This window comes from Sporosarcina sp. P19, from assembly GCF_002743165.1.
GTDB lineage: Bacteria > Bacillota > Bacilli > Bacillales_A > Planococcaceae > Sporosarcina > Sporosarcina ureae.
On sequence record NZ_PDYR01000013.1, the window covers coordinates 34,567 to 55,185 of the forward strand.

The window sequence follows — 20,619 nt, forward strand, 5'->3', positions numbered from 1 at the left end:
CACTACGAGAGTGTACACCTTGCATATTACATTCAGGTTACAACCTTGTAACTGCGCAATAACAAATTAAAATATAGCTCGCCTACATCATATGTTACTTTTCATGATACAATCCCATTATGAAAAAATTACTGGCTCTTCTCTTACTACTCAGCATTTTAATCGGACTGTCGATCTCATCCAGTCAGACATACGAACAGCAATCGCTTGTTTCCACATTACAACAATGGCTACCCAGCGAACCTGGCAAAACTGCTTTATCCACGTGGGAATTCTCCTATTGGGATAGAACTATCTCTATTGAAGAACGGGGATATTATCATTTTGTAGAATTCTTGATTCGAAAAGCTGCACATTTCTTTACATTTGGATTTTTAGCTTTAGTCATTTATTGGCTCTTGCCTAAAGGAAAGGGTCGTTTATTGTTGGCCGCTCTATTCAGCTTCGTTTTAGCATGTGCTGATGAATTACATCAGTACTTTACAGGAGGCCGCACCGCGACGATGCAAGATGTGTATTTAGATACAGCAGGTGCTGTAACTTTTCTTTTACTGCTAGCGTTAGTTCGTTTAGCCAGTCACTTACGTAAAAATTGGTTCCATAGTATCGTTTAGGTTTATAGTATTCCTAACGTTTTTACGAGCATAGTACTCTGTGTTATGATAATGACGAAATGGGAGGTCGTCTAATGAATAACTCGAGTGATCAGCTACTCCTTTCACTTAGCTATATTTCCATCCACCGAGTCGTGGATCGCATAGAACAAACGCACCAAAAATCTTACCACACAATGTGCTTATTCCAAGATCGCATTACAACGTCGGAGCGCAGTTTCCCTCTGAAGCATGTTTTTGATGTATCCTATCGCCCTTTCTCTGGTCACACAGGATTATTTTATCTTCATACAAATGAAGGTGTTTTTACATTTGAAATCGAGGAAGAACCTGAACAATTTATTTTATTATACAAACAAATACAATCAAAATAAGTTATATATAATGTATAATTCTACGTCCTACTTCATATTTTGAAGTAGGACGTTTATACTTTTTGTTTACAGGGTATATACAACTATAGTCTATAATGTATTCAATGGAATATTCGTAAAATGAGTATTTTTAAATGTGTTCATTTATTCATGACGTGATATGATAGCATTACATTTAACACAATATAACGCATACATTAGAACTATAAAAAATACTAAAACTTCCTATATCGGAGGAGAACAGCAATGGCAAAGGAAAATGAGATAACGGCTATTTATAGCAAAATTAGTGAAGCAAGAAGCGAAGGACGCTATGACCTAGTCATTACATGGGCAGAAGATTTATTAAATAAAGGTCTTTTATTTTCAAATAATGAAGCTGTTTTAACCGCACATTACATTTGTGCGATCTCCCATTATTACACAGGTGATTTTGAAAAAGTTCTCTTTCATATAGAAGAGCATCATACACAATGTATTTTGTATGGCAAGAAGTCCGATTATATGCGTTCGTATTATTTGCAATACTTCGTCAGCTCTTTCGCATTAGACTATGACAGAGGACAAAAGTTATTGGAAGACATGCTCTCCATTGCGATTGAGAGTGAAGATTATTCTTATATCAGCATGGCCTACAATAAACTAAGCCTTCTTCACAATAAAAAAGAGCAATATGATAAAGCTTTAGAATTTGCACAATTAGCCGTTTCTTTCGCAAAGATGAAAGATGTAGACAGAGAAATTTTATTGATTCGAGCACATCTGCACGTAATTGAATCCGCTATTAACCTACAAAATTCCTATCTTGCTCAGACTAGCCTTGATTTTTTGCGCCAGTTACCTACTATGAACGATCACCCGCGTGAATTGGCATTTCTAGAAATCTTAAAAGGTAGATTCTATGATTTAATAGGTGATCCAGAAAAGGCTTTCCACTTTTACACGAAAGCAAAACAACGTGAGGAGAAATTGAGAGATTACTCTATACTGAAAGATATCCAGCAAAAACGAATTGTGTTGGCAGAAAACCTTTGTACTTTTGATGAATTAGCAATCATTCAGAAGGAATATATTGATTTATTGCATGAAATTGAAGACAGCCGACTAGTAAAAGCAGCACTCGAATTGCAAATACGGTTACAAAGTTCTTCCAGCACGACGAGCGAAAACACGGATTATTTGACAGGTATATATAATCGAAAGTATTTAGAAGAAACGACTAATTTATGGTTGGATGAAGCCACAACGCCTAAAAAACCCGTTGTTTGTATTGTTTTTGATATCGATAATTTAAAAGCAATTAATGACACATATGGTCATCTAGTCGGAGATGAAGCCATTAAATTTGTTGCGAACACTTCTATCCATGAAATAAGGAAAGAAGATGTGTTAGCTCGTTTCGGTGGAGATGAATTTGTTTTAGTGATGCAAGGCATTTCTATGGCAGATGCAAAAAGAAAAGCTACTTTACTCGCTGGAAAAATTGAGTCCTTGTCATCTACTTCAGATGTTTTACCTATTCCAATAACGATCAGTATAGGACTCAGTGACAATACGAGGCGCAATATACAAAGCTTCAATGAACTATTTCATTTAGCGGATCTCGCTCTTTACAAAGCAAAAGAGAACGGCAAGAACCAAGTCATTTCTTTCATATAACCCAAACATGGATGCCTGTAAGATAGGGTTCATGTTTTTTTGTTATCCATACTAAAGCACAGTTAATCATACCCATGTATGCAATAAAAAAAGCTCACACCGCCACTATGCGATGTGAGCTTTCAATATATTAATTTAGAACTTTTACTTTTACGTTTTTACGTCCCCATTGGTAGGCACGTGATTTACTTGGAATGAATACGTCGATTTTATTACCTTTGATTGCTCCGCCAGTATCTCCAGCGATGGCATATCCGTACCCTTCAACGTGAACTTTTGTGCCTAATTCGATAACTCGTGGATCTACAGCAATTACTTTCAAGTTGGGATTTTTACGTAAGTTCAATCCTGTTCTTGTAATACCTGAGCAACCATTGCAATGTGCTGTATACGCTGTTGCACTTACCATAAGTTCTTTTGATACATTATCTCCATTTGAACGAGATGGTGTGCTTTGTTTCTTCGGAGCGCTAGCAGCCACTTTAGAAGACTTCACTAAACGCAACTTTTGATTTGGATAAATCACTGTGGATTTTAAGTTATTCCATTTTTGAATATTAGAGACAGATACATTGTTTTGTAGAGAGATTTTATATAGTGTGTCACCTTTTTTAACTGTGTGAACTGATGATGCGGCCGATGTTTCGTTCATCCCGCTTGTGAATACTGTGATTAACATGGCTACTGTCAATACAAATAATAACTTCTTCAATATGCCACCCCTAACGATTTGATAGCCTTATCTTACCAAGTCTATATTACAATTAGATTACAAACATGAAACAATGCAATGACAACACCTACATTTGTGTTACAAATAGCTTGTTTTCATTTCGAATTATAAGAAAACTTAGGTATTAAATCCTGTATCAAACATTACATTTCGATATGACTAAACATTGCCGAGTTTTATTTGGATAGTAAGGGGTAGTTTATAAGTAATGTAAAATTATACTCTAGCAAATTTGAAGGAGGGCTATTTTATGAAGAAAAGACATGTAGTTGGAACCTATGACACAGATAGAGAAGCCATTGCCGCTATCGAAAATTTAAAGCATCTCGGATTTACCGCAGATGAAATTTCAATCATGAGTAAAGATCGTGAAGAAGCAGATCACGTAGTCGAACAAACAGGCACACATGCTACTGAAGGTGCCGCGACAGGAGCTACAACTGCTGGCTTGATCGGTGGTTTTGGAGGAATTCTTACAGGCATCGGTGCTTTGACTATTCCAGGGATAGGTCCTATTATAGCAGCTGGCCCAATAGTAGCCGGCATCACTGGAGCTGCAGCCGGAGCGGGTGTCGGTGGCCTTGCGGGTGCGTTGATCGGAATGGGAATCCCCAAAGAAGAAGCCCATCGCTACCATGATCATTTCGAACACGGTAAAATTTTAGTGTTAATCGACTCAGATCTATATAATCCAGTAACACATACACATGCTTCCTATACGACAGGCTCAATTGATCAACCTACCGGTAGAGATATCGAATCAAGTCCATTGATTGATCCAAATCCACTAGCTAAAAATCATAGCTACGATCCATTAACTGATCCAAAACCTGCTGACAAAGACACTCACAATTAAATTGAATTAAGTCTCTTCGGAGGCTTTTTTTATTGAATAAAGTTACTATATATTGCTTCACTTGGTTTCTTTTCTTCCACAGAAGGGAAAGAATGATTGAGCGTAACTATTTACAGATAAGAGAGGTGCGTTACATGCCGGTGACTCGTGATCAAGATGATGTTTCACGCGCGATTATACAATTGATTAAAGATGGTAATCTGGAATCCGTAAGAAAAGTAATTAGAGAACTAGAACCTAGAGAAGTAGCTGCTCAGTATAAGCGATTACCCCGAAAACGACATACAACATTTTTAGAAGTACTGGATAAAGATCATCTGGTGAAGATGCTAGGCTTTTTACCGAAAAATGAACAGTTACGCGTACTGGATTTAGTAGGGCCAATTCGTTCCACAGAACTGCTGGAAGAAATGAAAAGTGATGACTTATCTCACCTTTTGTCTGAGCTGTCAGATAAACAAGTGGAAAAACTCATAGCTGAATTGCGCCAAGAACAAAAAAAGAATATTTTACAGCGACGAAAGTATCCAAAAGATTCAGCTGGACGGATTATGACGACACGTTATGTATGGGTTCATCAGTCATATACTGTTGAAAAAACGATTGAAAAGCTCAAGCATTATGAATCATTTGCTCATTACTTAAATTACGTATATATCATTAATGATGAAAAGCAATTAGTAGGTGTGCTTTCTTACCGTGATTTATTGCTCGCTAAGGAAGATTGTATAGTAACGGAAATTATGGAGACCGGTCTCGCCAAAGTATATGATACGACTGATCAAGGCGAGGTAGCCAAAATGATTGGGAGATTTGATTTCGTATCACTACCTGTTGTCAATAAAGAGAATATATTAGTGGGAATCATACGGACTGACGAAGTACTCGATTTAGTCGTTAGAGAAGCAAACAAGGATATCGAAATGCTTTTCGCTTCTGGTAAATCTATTGACTTCAAAACAAAGCCTCTAGTAGCGGCCTACCGTAGACTCCCTTGGCTCATTCTATTGTTATTTATCGGCCTCATATCTGGTAGTATCATTTCCAAATTTGAAGAAACGTTGGAAGCTGTTGTCGCTCTCGCCTTCTTCATGCCGATGATTGCCGGTATGACCGGTAACACAGGCACCCAATCTTTGGCTGTCGTAGTGCGTGGTCTGGTATCTGAGGACTTGAATATGAAAACGGCACTGCAACTAGTTCTTCGCGAATTAATTGTTGGAATTATATTAGGTGTCGTGTGTGGTGCCGTGATCTCAGTGATCGCCTATGTATGGCAAGGTAGTTTCACACTAGGATTAGTGGTAGGTTCCTCTTTAGTTGCTACACTGATTATCGGAACGATTGCAGGAACGACTATTCCTTTGATCCTCAATAAATTTAAAGTAGATCCAGCTGTAGCTTCTGGTCCTTTAATTACGACGGTTAATGACATTCTATCGTTACTGATTTACTTCGGAATTGCTACAATGTTCATCTCAAAATTAATGTAATTGAATATTCAGATTTCTCTTGCATATAAACAGAACATTCAGCATAATATATAGTAACGGAAGGTTAGTGTAAGGTTGTTGTAATATATCTCAATTTGATGCCAAACACTACAGAAACATGACATTCTTCACAGTTTGATGATTTACGTTTATTGCGTTTTGTATAGGTTATACTACTAGTAACAGCAATTGCACAAACGGATTTGGGTTGAAGTTTGGTGCAGCTGGGTTTGTGATAGTGAAGAAGTAAAGTCGAATAATCTGTACCGCTTCGTCGAAGAGCGAGTACATAACGAAGAGCTCCGCGGCCATGGGTTGACCGCGGAGCTTTTTGTTGTTTCATGCTTTTGTGAGTAAAGGTGGTTTTCTATTCTTCATCGGATTCGTTTGCTCAATCGCATAACCGACATCGAGCAATAATGCTTCTGAGAAAGCCGGTCCAATAATTTGCACTCCGACAGGTAGATCTCCTTTGAAACCGCCCGGTACTGATAATGCAGGAAGGCCAGTTAGATTACTCGGCCCTGTGAAACGAATAATGTTATCGATTAGATCAACTTGTTCCCCGTTAAGTTCCACGGTGTCCGAACCGATTGTACTCGCCACTACTGGTAGTGTGGGCGCGATGAGTACGTCGACTCTTTTAAATACTTCCTCGAATTCCTGTTTAAGCTGGCGACGTACTTGCTGTGCCTGAAGATAGTCCACAGCAGAAGGTAGTTCACCAAGCTCAAACAACATTCTGATATCATCACCGAAATCTTGCGGACGCTTCAACATGTCTTCATGATGAATAGCAGACGCTTCTGACAGTGATGTGACGAGTTCCGCCCATTCCGCATATTGTAAACTCGGAATTTTCACTACTTCTACCTTTGCTCCCTGATCTGTAAGCGCTTTAATATTTCCACGCACTACTTGATTCACTTCGTCATCTACTTTATTGAAGAAATATTCCTCATTTACGCCAATGACTAGGCCAGATACATCCCCCTTGATTTTCTTCAGGTGCTGGTCCACAGGTGCAACGACTGAAGTTGGATCCTTTTCGTCAAACCCTGAAATAATATCCATCATTCCAGCTGCATCTTTGATAGTCTTAGTCATCGGTCCAATATGATCAAGCGTCCAAGCCAATGGATAACATCCGTATTTACTAACACGCCCATGTGTTGGCTTTAAACCGACAATACCACAGATGGATGATGGAATTCGGATCGAACCTGCTGTATCAGTTCCCAAAGAAGCGACGCTTGAGCCAATCGAAACAGCTGCACCTGAGCCGCCACTCGAACCGCCAGGAATCCTGTCTGTATCCCAAGGGTTTCTAACTGCTCCATAGTGAGGATTATTATTGGTAATTCCCCAAGCATATTCATGCATACTTAGTTTACCTGTGAAAATGACCCCAGCTTCTCTCAACTTGCTTACTACTGTGGCATCGTCTTCTGGAATGAAGTCCTTATGAATTTTTGAAGACATTGTAGTGACTTTACCTTTAAAATATAAATTATCTTTCAAGGCCATCGGTATTCCGTGATACATGCCTCGATAGTTCCCATTTTTTATTTCTTTCTCCGCTTCACGCGCAGACTGCTCCGCTTCTTCGCGGTAGATTGTCATGTAGGCATTGATTGTATCTTGCGTTTCTTCTGCATGATCTAGCACTGCATTGGTTAACTCGACTGGTGATAATGATCCGTTTTCTAAAAGCGGTGCCAATTCCTCGACCGATTTCTGAATCAATTCTTTAGCCAATATGATCACCTCCGGGGATATTTCGAAGTCCAATATCGGCGTCTTCGATTTTCACACCTTCCAATGTTCCTCTTAACCCCTGCATCCCCTTCCAGCGTTCCTCTAAGATTTCTAGATGTTCGGGTTTAGCCTGAATCCCTTTGTTCTCCAATAGTTGCTTAACAGACAGAGACAATACCATCACTCCTCTAGTTACTATTTATCTATATAGGGTTATCCTATTGAGATCACAACAATATGGGCGACCGTTATATAAAGCTAAGTCGCTGAGTACGTAAGAATGTATATACTCTATCACTCAATAAATGAATAATCAAACTATTATAAATTGAGTGACTAACGAAAGTGGAAAGGTGCTTATGATACGAGCTATCATTATTGAAAGGAATGGATGAAGAAAAAACCCAGTCACATGTAACATGACTGAGTTAATTTTTCACATTTATGATCGCTTTCTTGGACGAGATATCACACTATAGAGAATAGCTGTTGCTATAATCGTTGGGTACACTGCACCTGTTGTCTTCATAACAAAGTCAACATTTAGGACTGCCAAGTAAAAGACAACACCTAAAACCCAAACAGTCACAGCTTTTAAATTAACTCCTTTAAAGTACCAGTATTTCCCACCGACTACATCGAATTGACTCACATCATATCGTTTTTTATTCACATAGAAGTAATCAGCGACGAGTATGCCTAGTAAAGCACTTAATACCATGCCGATATATTCAAGGAAAATCATAAATGCATCAAGAAAGCTTGTCATATAAAGCGGGACCAACATGAGAATTCCTGCAATAACAGTGACGAGCCAGATGGAATGGAGCGGTTTCACTCTTCTCGTTACATTCGTTACGGAAATGCCGGCTGCCATAAGATTGACAACGTTTGTCGTGACACACGCCACAACGATCAGCACTAACGCAACCCATCCAAGCCCCAGATTCGTAACGAGCGAACTTGGATCAGAGTTATCCGGATTATAAACACCTGTCGTTAATGTTGCACCGATTGTTGAGATGATTCCGACGAAAGCGAACCATGCCAATGCAACTAATGCGCCAAGCAATGGGGCAATGGTGGCTGTTTTCACCGTGCGCGTATACCTCGTAAATTCCGCAACGCCCAGCACCCAAGCTAAACTGAACGCCGCCATTATGTCAATTGCCACGCCAGTAGGCATTTTTAAATCTGCCGGTGGCTTCCAAGCAATGATGTCTGCCATCGAATGCTCCTGCAAAACAACCGTCGTAATCCAAACACCTAGGATAAGTACGAGCAACATACCGATTCTCTCAACGATTTTTATCGAGTTTCTGCCGAGTGAAACTGCAGCCAAATTCAATAACGTCATGACAATAATACCGATAATCATAGGTCCAGTACTTCCCGGTTCTCCATATGCAGGCCAACCGAATAAATCACTAAAAATAAAACTCATGGAAATGACGGCGATAAACGTATTCACAACCGCCCAACCTAAAAAGACAATCGTATTTAAAACGGTCGGCAGTGCACTTCCTTTTATACCAAATGCCGGTCTTGTGAGTGCCATCGTCGAAGTTCCGACTTTGTATCCCATATAACCAACGAGCGCTAGGATAAGATAAGCAATCGGATTGGCAATTAAAGTGACGGTCATTGCACCCGCAAATGCTGCACCTGCCACAGTACCTCCTACATACCATGAAGCGTTATTTGAATTTGCGCCGACCCAAATCGCAATCATATCAAAGAAACCTATATTCCTCTGATTCATCGGCACTTCATCTGTCGCATAATATTCTACTGTTTTTACCTTTTCACCTGGAACTGTTTCTTTCCCCAGGTGTAAGCTGGGTCCATCTTCGCTTTCATTCGTCAATGTTGACATCCTTTCATTCTACCAGCACATTTATTTTTCTTTACTTGCTGAAATTCCCGTAAATACTTCTTTCATATTGTCCGGTGTAAACTGCAATTCATCCGGTCCGCTTGAAGTCCAAACGTGATAGGGTTCTTCGTTTAACTTCTTGCATAGCTCCGCTGTTTCATAAATTTCTAAATCATAGATCCAGTTTGCCATCATTAATACGGCGGCCATATGTGCACCTTCAGTTGTCGTCCCACATATGTCTTCTACTAAACTGACGCGGTAGTCTCTGTAATACGCATCCATGACGGTTGACAGGACACAAACATCTGTCAAAACGCCGCCAACAATGAGATGTTCTACCCCTAAACTTTTTAACATTAAATCCAAGCTCGATTCATAAAACCCACTATATCGATACTTATCAATGATAATATCATGCGGTTTCGGTTTAATGATATCCGAGACTTCGATTGCATCTGTTTGATCGTGATAATAAAGCGGTTCTCCGTCCTCGTTTAACGGCTCTTTGTTCGCCAATCCAATGGCATCGCCTCTATTAATATGTCTCGTATAAAGTATCGGAATGTCCTGCTTACGACATTCTTCTATTAACGCCGCACTGTTTTGTAATATTTCATCCATGCGCGCGACAGCAGAAGTCCCGCCCTCATTTTGCAAATCTATTAATAGTAAAGCCGTTTTTTGACGTTTCACTTTACGCCCTCCTTTCCCTCGTCTTGTTTTCTTCTGCGTTGTCATAGTTATGGATGATACCACATACTTGTTCGGCCGAAAAGTTTCTGAACATTAATAATTATTAATCCGCTTGTAATAAGTTTAAAGCTTGTTACACGAACAAAGTAAAGTAAAAACGCGCCTTTTTCTACAACATGATTGCTGTAAGAGAAAGACGCTTACTATTTAGGTGCTTGAAACAATTCAGATACAGTGTAGTACGACAATCGCACCCGTTTATGGATTTTCTTTTCTGTTTTTATCCTTTATTGCCTTTATAATCTCAGGGATACCGACAAAGACTATTATTCCACCTATCATTGTTAAAAAGGTGTCTAGGCTTATTACTTTCGTTAAAAAAAGCAAAAGCATAACGGCAAGTACGAATATTCGCCAGTAAAAGAGAGATTTCTTCTTCATCGAAACATCCCCGTTTATTTAATAAGCCTTCCTCTTACACCCTATTTTAGCACAAAATACTTTGTTCCTTTCGACGTTTTCAATTAATTCAAAATTGCCTTCTAGGGAACCATTCCAGCTACCAATTAACAAGCACGTTAACAATGTAATTAGCAGTGGCACTTAAATTTATGTGCTGTTGCTAATTCGTCTTAAACCTTAATACAACAAAAAAAACGGGGACACCAATTCATTTGCGAACTGCATCCCCATATGCCATGTTTTTAACGTTTTCTCTCCGTGTACCGAACCTGTGATTCTTCATCTTCTTCAGGGGGATATGTTACTTCACCTTCTTTTGACACTACAGGTTCCGCGCCCCACTTCCCTACGACATGGTTTTCTATCAACGTCTTTTCTTTCGGGCCATCTATAATGTGTTTCACATTCCAACCATGTGTAGCTAGCCAATTACTAATCAACAAGCGATGGCATCTTGCCGGATGCCGTTCGGAACAGCATATGGCAATTCGCTGTTCTTTAGCTTCCTTCATCAATTTGTCGATTCCTTCTAGAAATTCCTCTGTCAATGTATAATCCGCGTAGTTATGAAACGATTGATTGTTCCAACCACCATTTATTTCATCATCAATTGTTTTGGATTTCCTTCTACGGCCACCTAACTTACCACAATGTTCATAGGCGATATGATGTGCCGGTAACCATACTTTCATCTCTTCCTCATGGAAATGTGGAAATTTGCGACTGCCAGGAAACGCACGGATATCGACTAACTTCTCAATACGTGCATCATCCAATAACTTCAAAAACTCTTCTTTTTTATGCGTTGAATGTCCAACTGTGTAGATAGCCATATATACTCACTCCTCTTATATTTACCATTCCCCGAGATTTTCATAAATAACCATTTGCTTGAATCCATTTCAACGCATGGTTTCTACATCTTGAAATCGGGAATACTAAAGAAAAAAGGAAGTGACTATTATGCTTCATTTCAACTGCGCACTCTTTGTTTATAATCAGACAGCTGGAGAAGATGATACACAGCTAAAGCTTGAGAAGACACTTCATATTTTTGCACAAGCAGTAGATGAACTCATCGTGTTGAACACCACTTCCAAAGAACAACTTCAGCAAGCTTGCGTAAAATATAGCGACCAAGTCGATTTGCTCATCATACTTGGCGGTGACGGCACTGTACACACTTGCTTAAATAGTATCGCACCTCTTGCTAAACGACCTGTCATCGCGATATTGCCTGGTGGTACATCAAACGATTTCAGCCGTACTTTAGGTATTCCACAATCTCTTAACGAAGCAGCTACTTCTATACTCAATGGCTCCATTATCGATACCGATATCGGCAAAGTTGGCGAGCACTACTTTATGAATTTTTGGGGAATCGGACTCGTCACCGAAACATCAGAAAACATAAATTCAGAAGAAAAGAAACGTCTTGGTTCCATCAGTTATGTGCTCAGTACATTACGTACGCTAAATCGGAGAGAGCCATTTCATTATAAAATCCAATCTACGGAAGCGGAATTAGAAGGAGAAGCTATTTTACTATTCGTTCTTAATGGACGCTATGTCGGTACAACCCAGCTCCCTATCGCTTCCCTATCTCCTTATGATGGCAAATTAGATGTTTTAATTGTGCGTGACTCCAACTTCGCTGCTTTTCGCGAATTATTTGCGTTGCAAAATCCGACTGTGGAAACTGAGCAATTAAACGAACTCGAATATATTCAAGTCACAGCACTTGAAATCATGCACCCCATTGGCAATAAAATCGATATGGACGGAGAAATTTATGAAGAATCTGCACAACAAATCACTGTGTTACCTGGTCATTTACAAATGATTCATGTAAACACGCTCTAAATAAATAGATCATCTATTAGCTATATCGCAATCGCATATGTAACTTTCAAATCCTACTTCAAATTTGTACTGCCCCGCATGGTACATAAGTGAAGCTAATTTACTTCCTCACTGAGTTTCCTACAATACTAATAACCGATGTTATGCTCAAGAAGTTATTTCTGCATCGTTAGTCAGTAAGGAAGCTCTTCTTTTCTATGAGTAGAACAGCTAACTGTGCATACCTCCAACCTTTATCACTCCCTTACACTTTTTAATGAACAATACCATTTAATATTTCGCATAGCATGGTATTCTATATCTACTAACATGTTTACCGGGGGTTCGACATGATCCGCATCCGAAAAGAAGATTTATCCATTTATCGAACAAAAAACAAACCCTTTGTCAATCTTCACCTGAAAATGATTAGCTTGATAGGTGCGCTGTCTATCACGATCATTCTGATAATCGGTGGATTCATGAGTTTCTTTGTCACGGATACGTTAGAAACTCAAATTGGTGAAAGGGCGCTCAGTGTTGCAAAGAGTGTGGCGGTAATACCTGAGATCTCTCAGGCTTTTGAGTCAAATAATCCTTCTGCAATCATCCAGCCGATCGTGCAGAAAATTCAAGCCCAGACAGACGCAGAGTTTATCGTTGTTGGTAACCAACAGGAAATCCGTTATGCCCACCCGACTCCCGATCGGATTGGTGAGAAAATGATCGGCGAAGATAATGAACGTGCCCTACAATACGGAGAAGCCTATACTTCCAAATCAACCGGATCTTTAGGTAACTCACTCCGTGCAAAAGCTCCAATCTATTTAAATGGCGAAATCGTGGGCGTTGTTTCGGTAGGGTTCTTAGTAGATTCCATTGAATCAATCATTTGGGGGTATAGCAAGGAAATCTGGCTTGTTCTTCTAGGCGTTTGCACAGCCGCGATCATTGGCGCCGTGCTGATTGCGAACTATATAAAGAACGTGTTATTTGGATTAGAGCCGGAAGAGATTTCGCATTTACTCTTTCAAAAAGAAACTATTTTGTATTCAATTCATGAAGGCATTATTGCTATAAATCAGGATGGCCGAATTACGATGGTCAACTCCGCTGCGTTAAAGCTTTTGACAGGCGACGAACAGCGCGCTGACGAATGGATAGGTAAACCTATACAAGAAAGCTTCCCAAATTCCGATCTGCCTTATGTGCTGGAGCATGGTGAATCCGTCTTTGATCAGGAAAGAGTTTTTAGCAACCACATCGTGTATGTAAACAGTGTGCCGATCTTCTACGAACAGGAATTGCTCGGTGCAGTCGCCACTTTCAGGAATAAAACAGAGATCGAGAAGTTAACGAAAAAACTGACGCACATCCAACAATATGCTAATGCCTTGCGATCACAGACACATGAATTCGCTAATAAATTGTATACGATCATGGGACTGACGCAGCTAAACAAAAAAGATGAAGTGCTTGATTTTATCCGACAAGAAACTAGCATTCAGCAACACTGGACAAACACACTACTTGATAATATAAATGATCCATATATTAGTGGTCTGCTTGTAGGAAAACTTAGTCAAGCGAGCGAATTGCAAATTAATGTATCAATCCAACCAGACAGCCAATTCCATTCTCCAGTGTCCGACGTGAACCGCCAAGCTTTGTTGACGGCGATCGGAAATCTACTTGATAACGCATTTGATGCTGTACATGACGAACGCGCCATTTCCCGAGAAATATCGATTTCATTTACTGATATCGGACAAGATCTGCTGTTTGAAATCGATGATGCAGGTCCGGGTATCAATGATGCTTCACTTGATAAAGTTCTAACCCGTGGTTTCTCGACAAAAGTTGGAACCGAGAGAGGTTTCGGCCTTGCTCTAACAAAGAACGCTATTGAAGCAGCGAATGGCCAGCTGTCCATTGAACCGAGTGAATTAGGCGGTACATACTTTGTCGTTTCATTGCCTAAAGATAAATGAAGGAGGGATTCTTCTCGTGATCAGTACTATACGCGTAATAATAGTTGAAGATGATTTTCGAGTGGCAAAGATTAACCGCCAACTAATTGAACAGATTGCTGGCTATGAAGTTGTATCGGAACAAAGAACGGCTTCAGAGACCATTGCCTTTCTACGGCAGTCAGAAGTGCTGCCTGACCTGATTTTATTGGATGTCTACATACCAGATAGCCCCGGACTCGATTTATTTTGGTATCTGCGGAGGGAATTCCCCAGCGTTGATCTTATGATGCTAACCGCTGCTAAAGAATCAAATATAGTAGAAGAAGCACTCCACGGAGGTGTGTTGGATTATTTAATCAAACCCGTTGAACCTAAGAGGTTTACGGAAACTTTCAGACGGTACCGTTCTAGAAAAGTATTACTATCATCAAAAAGCGAACTATCTCAAGATGATCTTGACCGCATATTATTTGGTATCGAGATACAACAAGCCCCTGCCCTTACATCTGATGGATTGCCAAAAGGTATAGACCGCCTGACACTTGAACGCATTGAAAACGTATTACTACAATGTTCGAAAGAAGGAGTAACTGCTACTGATGCTGGCGAGGCAGCTGGTGTCAGTCGATCTACCGCACGTCGATATTTGGAATACCTTGTATTGGTTGAAAGAGTAAAAGCCAAATTGCACTATGGGGATGTTGGCAGACCGGAACGCACGTATATCAAAATCTAAGTGCTATCATGTGAACAGAATGAACAAAATGCATAATAAAAACTATATTCGCCTTATGATCACAAGCTTTTTAGCGACTTTTCGACATGGTACATTATGGACAACTTAAGAGAATCTATTCAGATACATATGTTTGTATCCGCTTACATCACTCTTTCACCATTTTATCCATTGGAGGGAAATCACTATGTTAAGTATTATTGGATTACTGACTATCTTTATTATCGTGGCATTACTGATCAGCGGCCGGATTACACCTATTGTCGGTCTGGTCATCGTGCCCATTTTCGGTGCATTCTTTGCCGGCTTCAACTTCAAGGAAATCGGAGAATTCTTCAACAGTGGAATTGAATCTGTTATCAGCGTTGTCATTATGTTCATCTTCGCTATTCTGTTCTTTGGTATTATGCAGGATGCAGGGGTATTCAACCCGCTAATTAATACGATGATTAAAATCTCACGGGGAAATGTAATTGCTGTTGCCATGGCGACAGTGGTTATCGCAGCTATTGCACAGTTGGACGGTTCAGGTGCTTCCACATTTCTAATTACAATTCCTGCGCTATTACCGCTCTATAAAAGATTAAAAATGAGTCCTTATTTATTGCTACTGCTTGTCGGAATCTCAGCAAGCATCGTCAACATGGTTCCATGGGGCGGACCTCTTGGACGAGCTGCAGCTGTGCTTGGTGTCGATGTTACGGAACTGTGGCGTCCACTCATCAAAATCCAAATTGTCGGCCTACTACTATTAATCGCGTTTGCTTTCATTCTCGGATTACGCGAAAAGCGAATTATCGCTAGGAAGTTTGCTAGCGGATCTTTTGAGGACGAGCTGGATGAAATAAGTGAAGAGGGAGAGCATAAAGTAGGATCTGAAGACGTTCTTCTTCTTCGTCCAAAAATGCTCTGGATCAACGTAATTATTGCCTTAAGCGTCATCGGATTGCTCGTTTGGGGAAAAGTACCGGCAGGCTTTATCTTCATGGTTGGATTCAGTATCGCTCTTCCATTAAATTATCGCACTGTGAATGAACAGATGGACCGTATTAAAGCGCATGCACCGAATGCTCTACTTATGGCGGCAATCATTCTAGCGGCCGGTTCATTCCTGGGTATTCTTAACGGTGCTAACATGCTAGATTCTATAGCAACAGATTTAGTGAAAGTGCTACCGGCGATCATCGTACCGTATTTGCATATCATCATCGGCCTCTTTGGTGTTCCGTTCGATCTATTGCTAAGTACAGATGCCTATTACTTCGCATTACTGCCGATTGTAGAACAAGTCGTCTCTAGTTTCGGTGTTCCATCGATTTCCATCGCGTATGCATTAATTGTTGGGAACGTTATCGGTACATTCGTCAGCCCCTTCTCCCCTGCGCTATGGCTAGCCTTAGGACTTGCAGGTTTGGAGATGGGCAAGCATATCCGCTACTCATTCCTCATCATGTGGGGCTTCAGTATCGTGTTATTTCTAATTACAATAGCTATGGGTGTTATTACATTCTAAGATATCTAATCTATAAAGATCATATCATTCTTATAAATACACGCTAAAAGCAACTAGAGAGACATTCTCTAGTTGCTTTTTTAACGTTCTATTTCTACTATTGGTTCATTAGGATTTGACTTCCCTGCCAATTCATCACGCAATAAATACGCACCCAACATACTGTAGACTGTTCCGTTACCGCCAAGTCCAATTAGGTAGTAAATATTCGGCTCGACTGGATGACGTCCGATGACTGGTAATTCATCTGTTGACTCACCGAATAATGCCGTCCACTCATATTCAAAGTCGAGCTTCTGATTAGGAAACAACTCTTGCAACTCTTGCTTTAATTGTTTAAATTTCTTATCGATTTCTTCTTGTGAGCTCGGTAATGTATCCATATCCTGATCCAAACCACCCGCCACGATGCGGTTTTCATCCGTCAATCGTATATACAAATAAGGTCGTTTCGTTTCCCAAATCATCATACGTTCATGCCAGAATGACAAATCGTCTATTGGCTGTGTAGCGATTGCATATGTAACTTTCAAGTCTTTTTGGGGAATTTTCGTATCAAGAGTTGGCTCATAACCCGTAGTGACAACGACTGACTTTGCCTGAAAGTCTCCATTCGTCGTTTTTATGAGAACGCGTTCTTCTGTATCTCGAATCCCAAGCACTTCCGTATGTTCAAATATATCCATGCCCTTTTCGTATGCATAATGAATCGCCCCCATACACAAACGTAAAGGATTCACTTCTGCATCTCCTGCTGTCACGATTGCAGCAGGTTGTGAAAATGGGAAGTGTGCTTCAATATCATCAGTTTCCCAAAACTCTACTGGAAAACCATATTCTCGTAGCACTTCAAACTCTTTGCGTAATCTGGCGACATCTTCTTCTGTACTAGCATAGTATAAACTTTCGCGTGTATGGAATTGGACATCGAACGGGGCATGTTCTGCAACGTCTTTTAAATTCTCCATCGCTTTTTCACATGACCGATAAAATTCCACGGCTTTCTCTTCGCCAATTTGTTCCATCAATTCATGCAGCATAATATCATTGGAGAACTGCAATAGACCAGTATTCGCTGAGGTACTACCCCCTCCTACTTCTTCTTGTTCAATCAACGCGATCGAATAGCCTTCATTCGCTAATACGTAGGAAGTCAATGCACCCGACATCCCGCCACCTACTATGGCGACATCATATACATCTCGACGATTTACTTTCGCAAAACTTTCTTTTGTAAAAGTCGACTCCCAATATAATGACCCTGTATGTAACTTCATCATTAGCAATCTCCTATCTATTCGTTTTTCCTTTCTTTACCCTATAAGCTTGGTCTTATAAACATAGATAAAAAAGGTGCCCAGTTAGTAGCTGAGCACCTTTTTCTTATCCTCTAAACGGCCACCAAACACCGCGTCCGAATGATACCGTAATGGCCGGAATTAACAGTGGCAAAATAATTAACCCATAGAGCAGTAATCCCGAAATAACAATTGTTGCGATTTGCATGAGACTCAAGACGCCTGAAGGCATCATCGCACCGAATGTCCCTGCCAATATGACAGCTGCCGTAATAATAACCGTACCCATCTTCGCCATAGAATACATTAAGGCTTCCTTGACTTTCATACCCCCGATACTCTCTTCGCGGAAACGATCGAGTAAGAAGATGGAGTAATCTACGCCAAGCGCAATAAGCATAATAAATCCGAAGAACGGAACGGCCCAACTGACACCGTCATAGCCAAGACCATTGACGAATATCAATTCCGTAATAGAGATCGCCGTGTAATATGTCAGCAATAGTGAACCAATCATATACAACGGCATGATCGCTGAACGGAATAAGACGAAAAGAACAATGAATAATCCTATTAACATAATAGTGACAGTACGTGTAAAGTCAGCAGATGAAATATCACTCAAGTCTGAGTTCATGCTCGATATACCACTGAATGCTAAATCCGCATCTTCAAATGGCGTACCGATGACCGAGCGCTTCACCGTATCTTTAATATCATGCACCGTCGAAATGGCTTCACGAGAATACGGATTTCCCTTCAAGATCACTTCCATCAAGATCCCTTTTTCATCATCGAATGTGTAGCGGTCAATGACGGGTGTAAACTCTTCGTTATCAAGCGTCCCTTTGGGAATGAATAAACCCGTGTCGCGCACACTTTTCGTGTCTGCCATATCATCGAGCATATCCGCAATTTCCTGAAGGCCTGTCGTCACTTCAGCTAAACCATCCTTGGAAGCTTTAACACCACTGCCTAGCTGCTTCAAACCACCTTTTAACTGGCCAATTTGCGAACCACTTTGATTGATCTGCGAGCCAGCTCCTCCAATGCCTCTACTGATCTTATCCAATTCATTACCTAGAGCATCTAACCCTCCAGCAGCTTGTGCGGCTGGAAGACCTTGTCGTAGGCCTCCCGAAATTTGCGCTAGCTGACCATTGATTTGTTCAATACCTTTTGCAGCTTGAATTAGGCCGCTACTGCCACCCGTTCCACCAGAAGGCAATTGATTAGCTGCGTCACGTAAATTATACTGCACCGTTGCCAATCCTAAACGAATTTCCTGTATACCATCATTCGCTTGCTTCAAACCGTCTGCCATCAAACCGATTTGATTATCTACATATAAGTCTTCCAACAATTCACCAGTTGGTCGTGTAACAGTACGAACACTTTTGACTCCCTCTACTTTCTCCAAGTCTCGGGAAATAGCTTCCAAATAAGTGATATCTCCTTCTTTAACAATTGGAGAATCTTTCTTTAACAATACTTGGACTGGTAGTGAATCCCCTTCACCGAATGCATCGGAAATGAGATTTAATCCTTTTACAGACTCTTTACTTCCATCAATTTCATCTACCGTATTGAATGAAAGATCATTGTCGTATGTCAATAGTAGCGGTATCGTGATGACCGCGACGATTAACATAGAAAGTAACGGGCGCATAACAGATAATTTACTGAATGCAATCCATAGTTTACTATCTTTGTGCGAAGCTGCACCTTTCGCTGGCCAGAATAATTTGTCTTGTAAAATAGACATCAATAGCGGTACGACAGTGAATAGGACGAGCATCAACACCGCGATCCCCACCGCAACTGCGACTGCCGATTTAAATATAGGGAAGTCCGCAAATCCGATTGCTGCGAAACCGATAAATACTGCCAGTGCACTGATGAAAAGTGTGCGTCCTGCTGTTTTATACGTATTGATAATGGCCTCTTCCACTTCATGTCCAGCTAGTAACTCTTCTTTATACCGACTTAATAACAGAATACAGTAATCTGTTCCAAGACCGAATAAGATCGCTACTAAAAATATTTGAGTATAGTTCGAAACCGGGAACCCAAACCAGTCAATGAAGAATGCTACGAATGACTGACTTAATAAATAGGTGATCCCTACCGCCACTAACGGAACGAATGGTGTCACAATCGAGCGGAAAACAATGAGCAATAAGGCGAAAATCAATACAACAGTAATAATTTCTGTCTTTTTCAACCCTTCTTGCGCACTTTCATTTACGTCATTATTAATGATTGCCTCGCCCGTCATATATACTTTGTCTTCTTTAGATACGATATCTTTTTTTATTTTTTCAGCCAACTGAATGATTTCATCCTCTGTACCGTCTACCGTGATCGGAAGCAATACAGTTTTCTGATCTTCTGAAACGAGCTGATCTTCCATTTCTTCACTTTCAAACGGATCTAGAACATCCGTTACAATCTTGCTGGCACTCGTGATCTCTTTGGCAGTCGCGGAGATCTCTTGTTTCTTTGATTGATCTGCCGGTTGATCGAGATCATAAACTAGCGAAATGGTTTCATCTGCTTCACCTGCATCTTCTAGCATTTGTGCAGCCTTTTGGGAATCTGCTGAGTCGAGCAGTTGGAAGGAACCTGCTTTTTCCGCCTGCTTTGCCAAGTCAGGTGCTAGTATAAATAAAACAGCAGTCAGTATCACGATTCCAATCGTAATAGGCCATTTGAATTTCACTATCGTTTTCACGC

The 20,619-nt window shown here is 40.4% G+C and carries 19 protein-coding genes; 9 read left to right on the forward strand and 10 right to left on the reverse strand.

Translation table 11 applies throughout. The features are described from left to right. Positions 1-119: 119 nt before the first annotated feature. From CSV74_RS13155 to CSV74_RS13165, 3 genes are all read left to right on the forward strand, one after another. Positions 120-614, forward strand: coding sequence for a VanZ family protein (locus tag CSV74_RS13155; protein WP_099692016.1), 495 nt, complete (start codon positions 120-122; stop codon positions 612-614). 74 nt (positions 615-688) lie between these two features. After that, positions 689-988 carry a hypothetical protein gene (locus CSV74_RS13160; protein ID WP_099692017.1) on the forward strand — a complete coding sequence of 100 codons (300 nt, stop codon included), beginning with the start codon at positions 689-691 and terminating at the stop codon, positions 986-988. A gap of 246 nt (positions 989-1,234) precedes the next feature. After that, the gene (locus tag CSV74_RS13165) at positions 1,235-2,647 is read left to right on the forward strand and encodes a GGDEF domain-containing protein (protein ID WP_099692018.1); all 1,413 of its coding nucleotides are present in this window, start codon (positions 1,235-1,237) and stop codon (positions 2,645-2,647) included. Positions 2,648-2,777: 130 nt separating this feature from the next. On the opposite strand, the gene CSV74_RS13170 is transcribed toward CSV74_RS13165, so the two are convergent. Continuing rightward, positions 2,778-3,359, reverse strand: coding sequence for a 3D domain-containing protein (locus tag CSV74_RS13170; RefSeq protein WP_233190934.1), 582 nt, complete (start codon positions 3,357-3,359; stop codon positions 2,778-2,780). A gap of 271 nt (positions 3,360-3,630) precedes the next feature. Between CSV74_RS13170 and CSV74_RS13175 the strand changes: the two genes are divergently transcribed. Together CSV74_RS13175 and mgtE are read left to right on the forward strand one after the other, a co-directional pair. Then, positions 3,631-4,236, forward strand: coding sequence for a general stress protein (locus tag CSV74_RS13175; RefSeq protein ID WP_099692019.1), 606 nt, complete (start codon positions 3,631-3,633; stop codon positions 4,234-4,236). Between the two features lie 134 nt (positions 4,237-4,370). After that, positions 4,371-5,729 (forward strand): magnesium transporter, encoded by a 1,359-nt coding sequence (gene mgtE / locus CSV74_RS13180; protein WP_099692020.1) that lies wholly within the window; start codon positions 4,371-4,373, stop codon positions 5,727-5,729. A gap of 168 nt (positions 5,730-5,897) precedes the next feature. Here the strand turns inward: mgtE and CSV74_RS17060 are convergent, their stop codons facing one another. The 7 genes from CSV74_RS17060 to CSV74_RS13210 all read right to left on the reverse strand — a co-directional run bounded on the left by CSV74_RS17060 (position 5,898) and on the right by CSV74_RS13210 (position 11,354). Further along, positions 5,898-6,020 carry a hypothetical protein gene (locus tag CSV74_RS17060; protein WP_255408344.1) on the reverse strand — a complete coding sequence of 41 codons (123 nt, stop codon included), beginning with the start codon at positions 6,018-6,020 and terminating at the stop codon, positions 5,898-5,900. Between the two features lie 48 nt (positions 6,021-6,068). After that, positions 6,069-7,487 carry an amidase gene (locus tag CSV74_RS13185; protein WP_099692021.1) on the reverse strand — a complete coding sequence of 473 codons (1,419 nt, stop codon included), beginning with the start codon at positions 7,485-7,487 and terminating at the stop codon, positions 6,069-6,071. Next, the gene (locus CSV74_RS13190) at positions 7,480-7,668 is read right to left on the reverse strand and encodes a hypothetical protein (protein ID WP_233190935.1); all 189 of its coding nucleotides are present in this window, start codon (positions 7,666-7,668) and stop codon (positions 7,480-7,482) included. Before CSV74_RS13190 ends, CSV74_RS13185 begins: the two co-directional genes overlap by 8 nt. Before the next feature lie 261 nt (positions 7,669-7,929). Beyond that, positions 7,930-9,354, reverse strand: a complete 1,425-nt coding sequence (locus CSV74_RS13195; protein WP_369823725.1) for a purine-cytosine permease family protein — start codon at positions 9,352-9,354, stop codon at positions 7,930-7,932. Positions 9,355-9,384: 30 nt separating this feature from the next. Further along, positions 9,385-10,059 (reverse strand): cysteine hydrolase family protein, encoded by a 675-nt coding sequence (locus CSV74_RS13200; RefSeq protein ID WP_099692024.1) that lies wholly within the window; start codon positions 10,057-10,059, stop codon positions 9,385-9,387. Positions 10,060-10,317: 258 nt separating this feature from the next. Continuing rightward, the gene (locus CSV74_RS13205; protein WP_099692025.1) at positions 10,318-10,500 is read right to left on the reverse strand and encodes a hypothetical protein; all 183 of its coding nucleotides are present in this window, start codon (positions 10,498-10,500) and stop codon (positions 10,318-10,320) included. Between the two features lie 263 nt (positions 10,501-10,763). Then, positions 10,764-11,354: a DUF488 domain-containing protein gene (locus CSV74_RS13210; RefSeq protein WP_099692026.1), complete on the reverse strand. Its 591-nt coding sequence runs from the start codon at positions 11,352-11,354 to the stop codon at positions 10,764-10,766. Between the two features lie 130 nt (positions 11,355-11,484). Here CSV74_RS13210 and CSV74_RS13215 point away from each other — a divergent pair, with 130 nt between their 5' ends. The 4 genes from CSV74_RS13215 (at position 11,485) to CSV74_RS13230 (ending at position 16,585) form a co-directional block, all read left to right on the forward strand. After that, positions 11,485-12,384 (forward strand): diacylglycerol/lipid kinase family protein, encoded by a 900-nt coding sequence (locus CSV74_RS13215; RefSeq protein WP_099692027.1) that lies wholly within the window; start codon positions 11,485-11,487, stop codon positions 12,382-12,384. 329 nt (positions 12,385-12,713) lie between these two features. Further along, positions 12,714-14,354, forward strand: coding sequence for an ATP-binding protein (locus tag CSV74_RS13220; RefSeq protein WP_099692028.1), 1,641 nt, complete (start codon positions 12,714-12,716; stop codon positions 14,352-14,354). A 16-nt stretch (positions 14,355-14,370) separates the two neighbouring features. Continuing rightward, positions 14,371-15,072 carry a response regulator gene (locus tag CSV74_RS13225; protein WP_099692029.1) on the forward strand — a complete coding sequence of 234 codons (702 nt, stop codon included), beginning with the start codon at positions 14,371-14,373 and terminating at the stop codon, positions 15,070-15,072. A 187-nt stretch (positions 15,073-15,259) separates the two neighbouring features. Then, positions 15,260-16,585: a CitMHS family transporter gene (locus CSV74_RS13230; RefSeq protein WP_099692030.1), complete on the forward strand. Its 1,326-nt coding sequence runs from the start codon at positions 15,260-15,262 to the stop codon at positions 16,583-16,585. 80 nt (positions 16,586-16,665) lie between these two features. Here the strand turns inward: CSV74_RS13230 and CSV74_RS13235 are convergent, their stop codons facing one another. Next, positions 16,666-17,865, reverse strand: coding sequence for an NAD(P)/FAD-dependent oxidoreductase (locus CSV74_RS13235; RefSeq protein WP_233190937.1), 1,200 nt, complete (start codon positions 17,863-17,865; stop codon positions 16,666-16,668). A 103-nt stretch (positions 17,866-17,968) separates the two neighbouring features. Then, positions 17,969-20,617 (reverse strand): MMPL family transporter, encoded by a 2,649-nt coding sequence (locus CSV74_RS13240; RefSeq protein ID WP_099692031.1) that lies wholly within the window; start codon positions 20,615-20,617, stop codon positions 17,969-17,971. Positions 20,618-20,619: the final 2 nt, after the last annotated feature.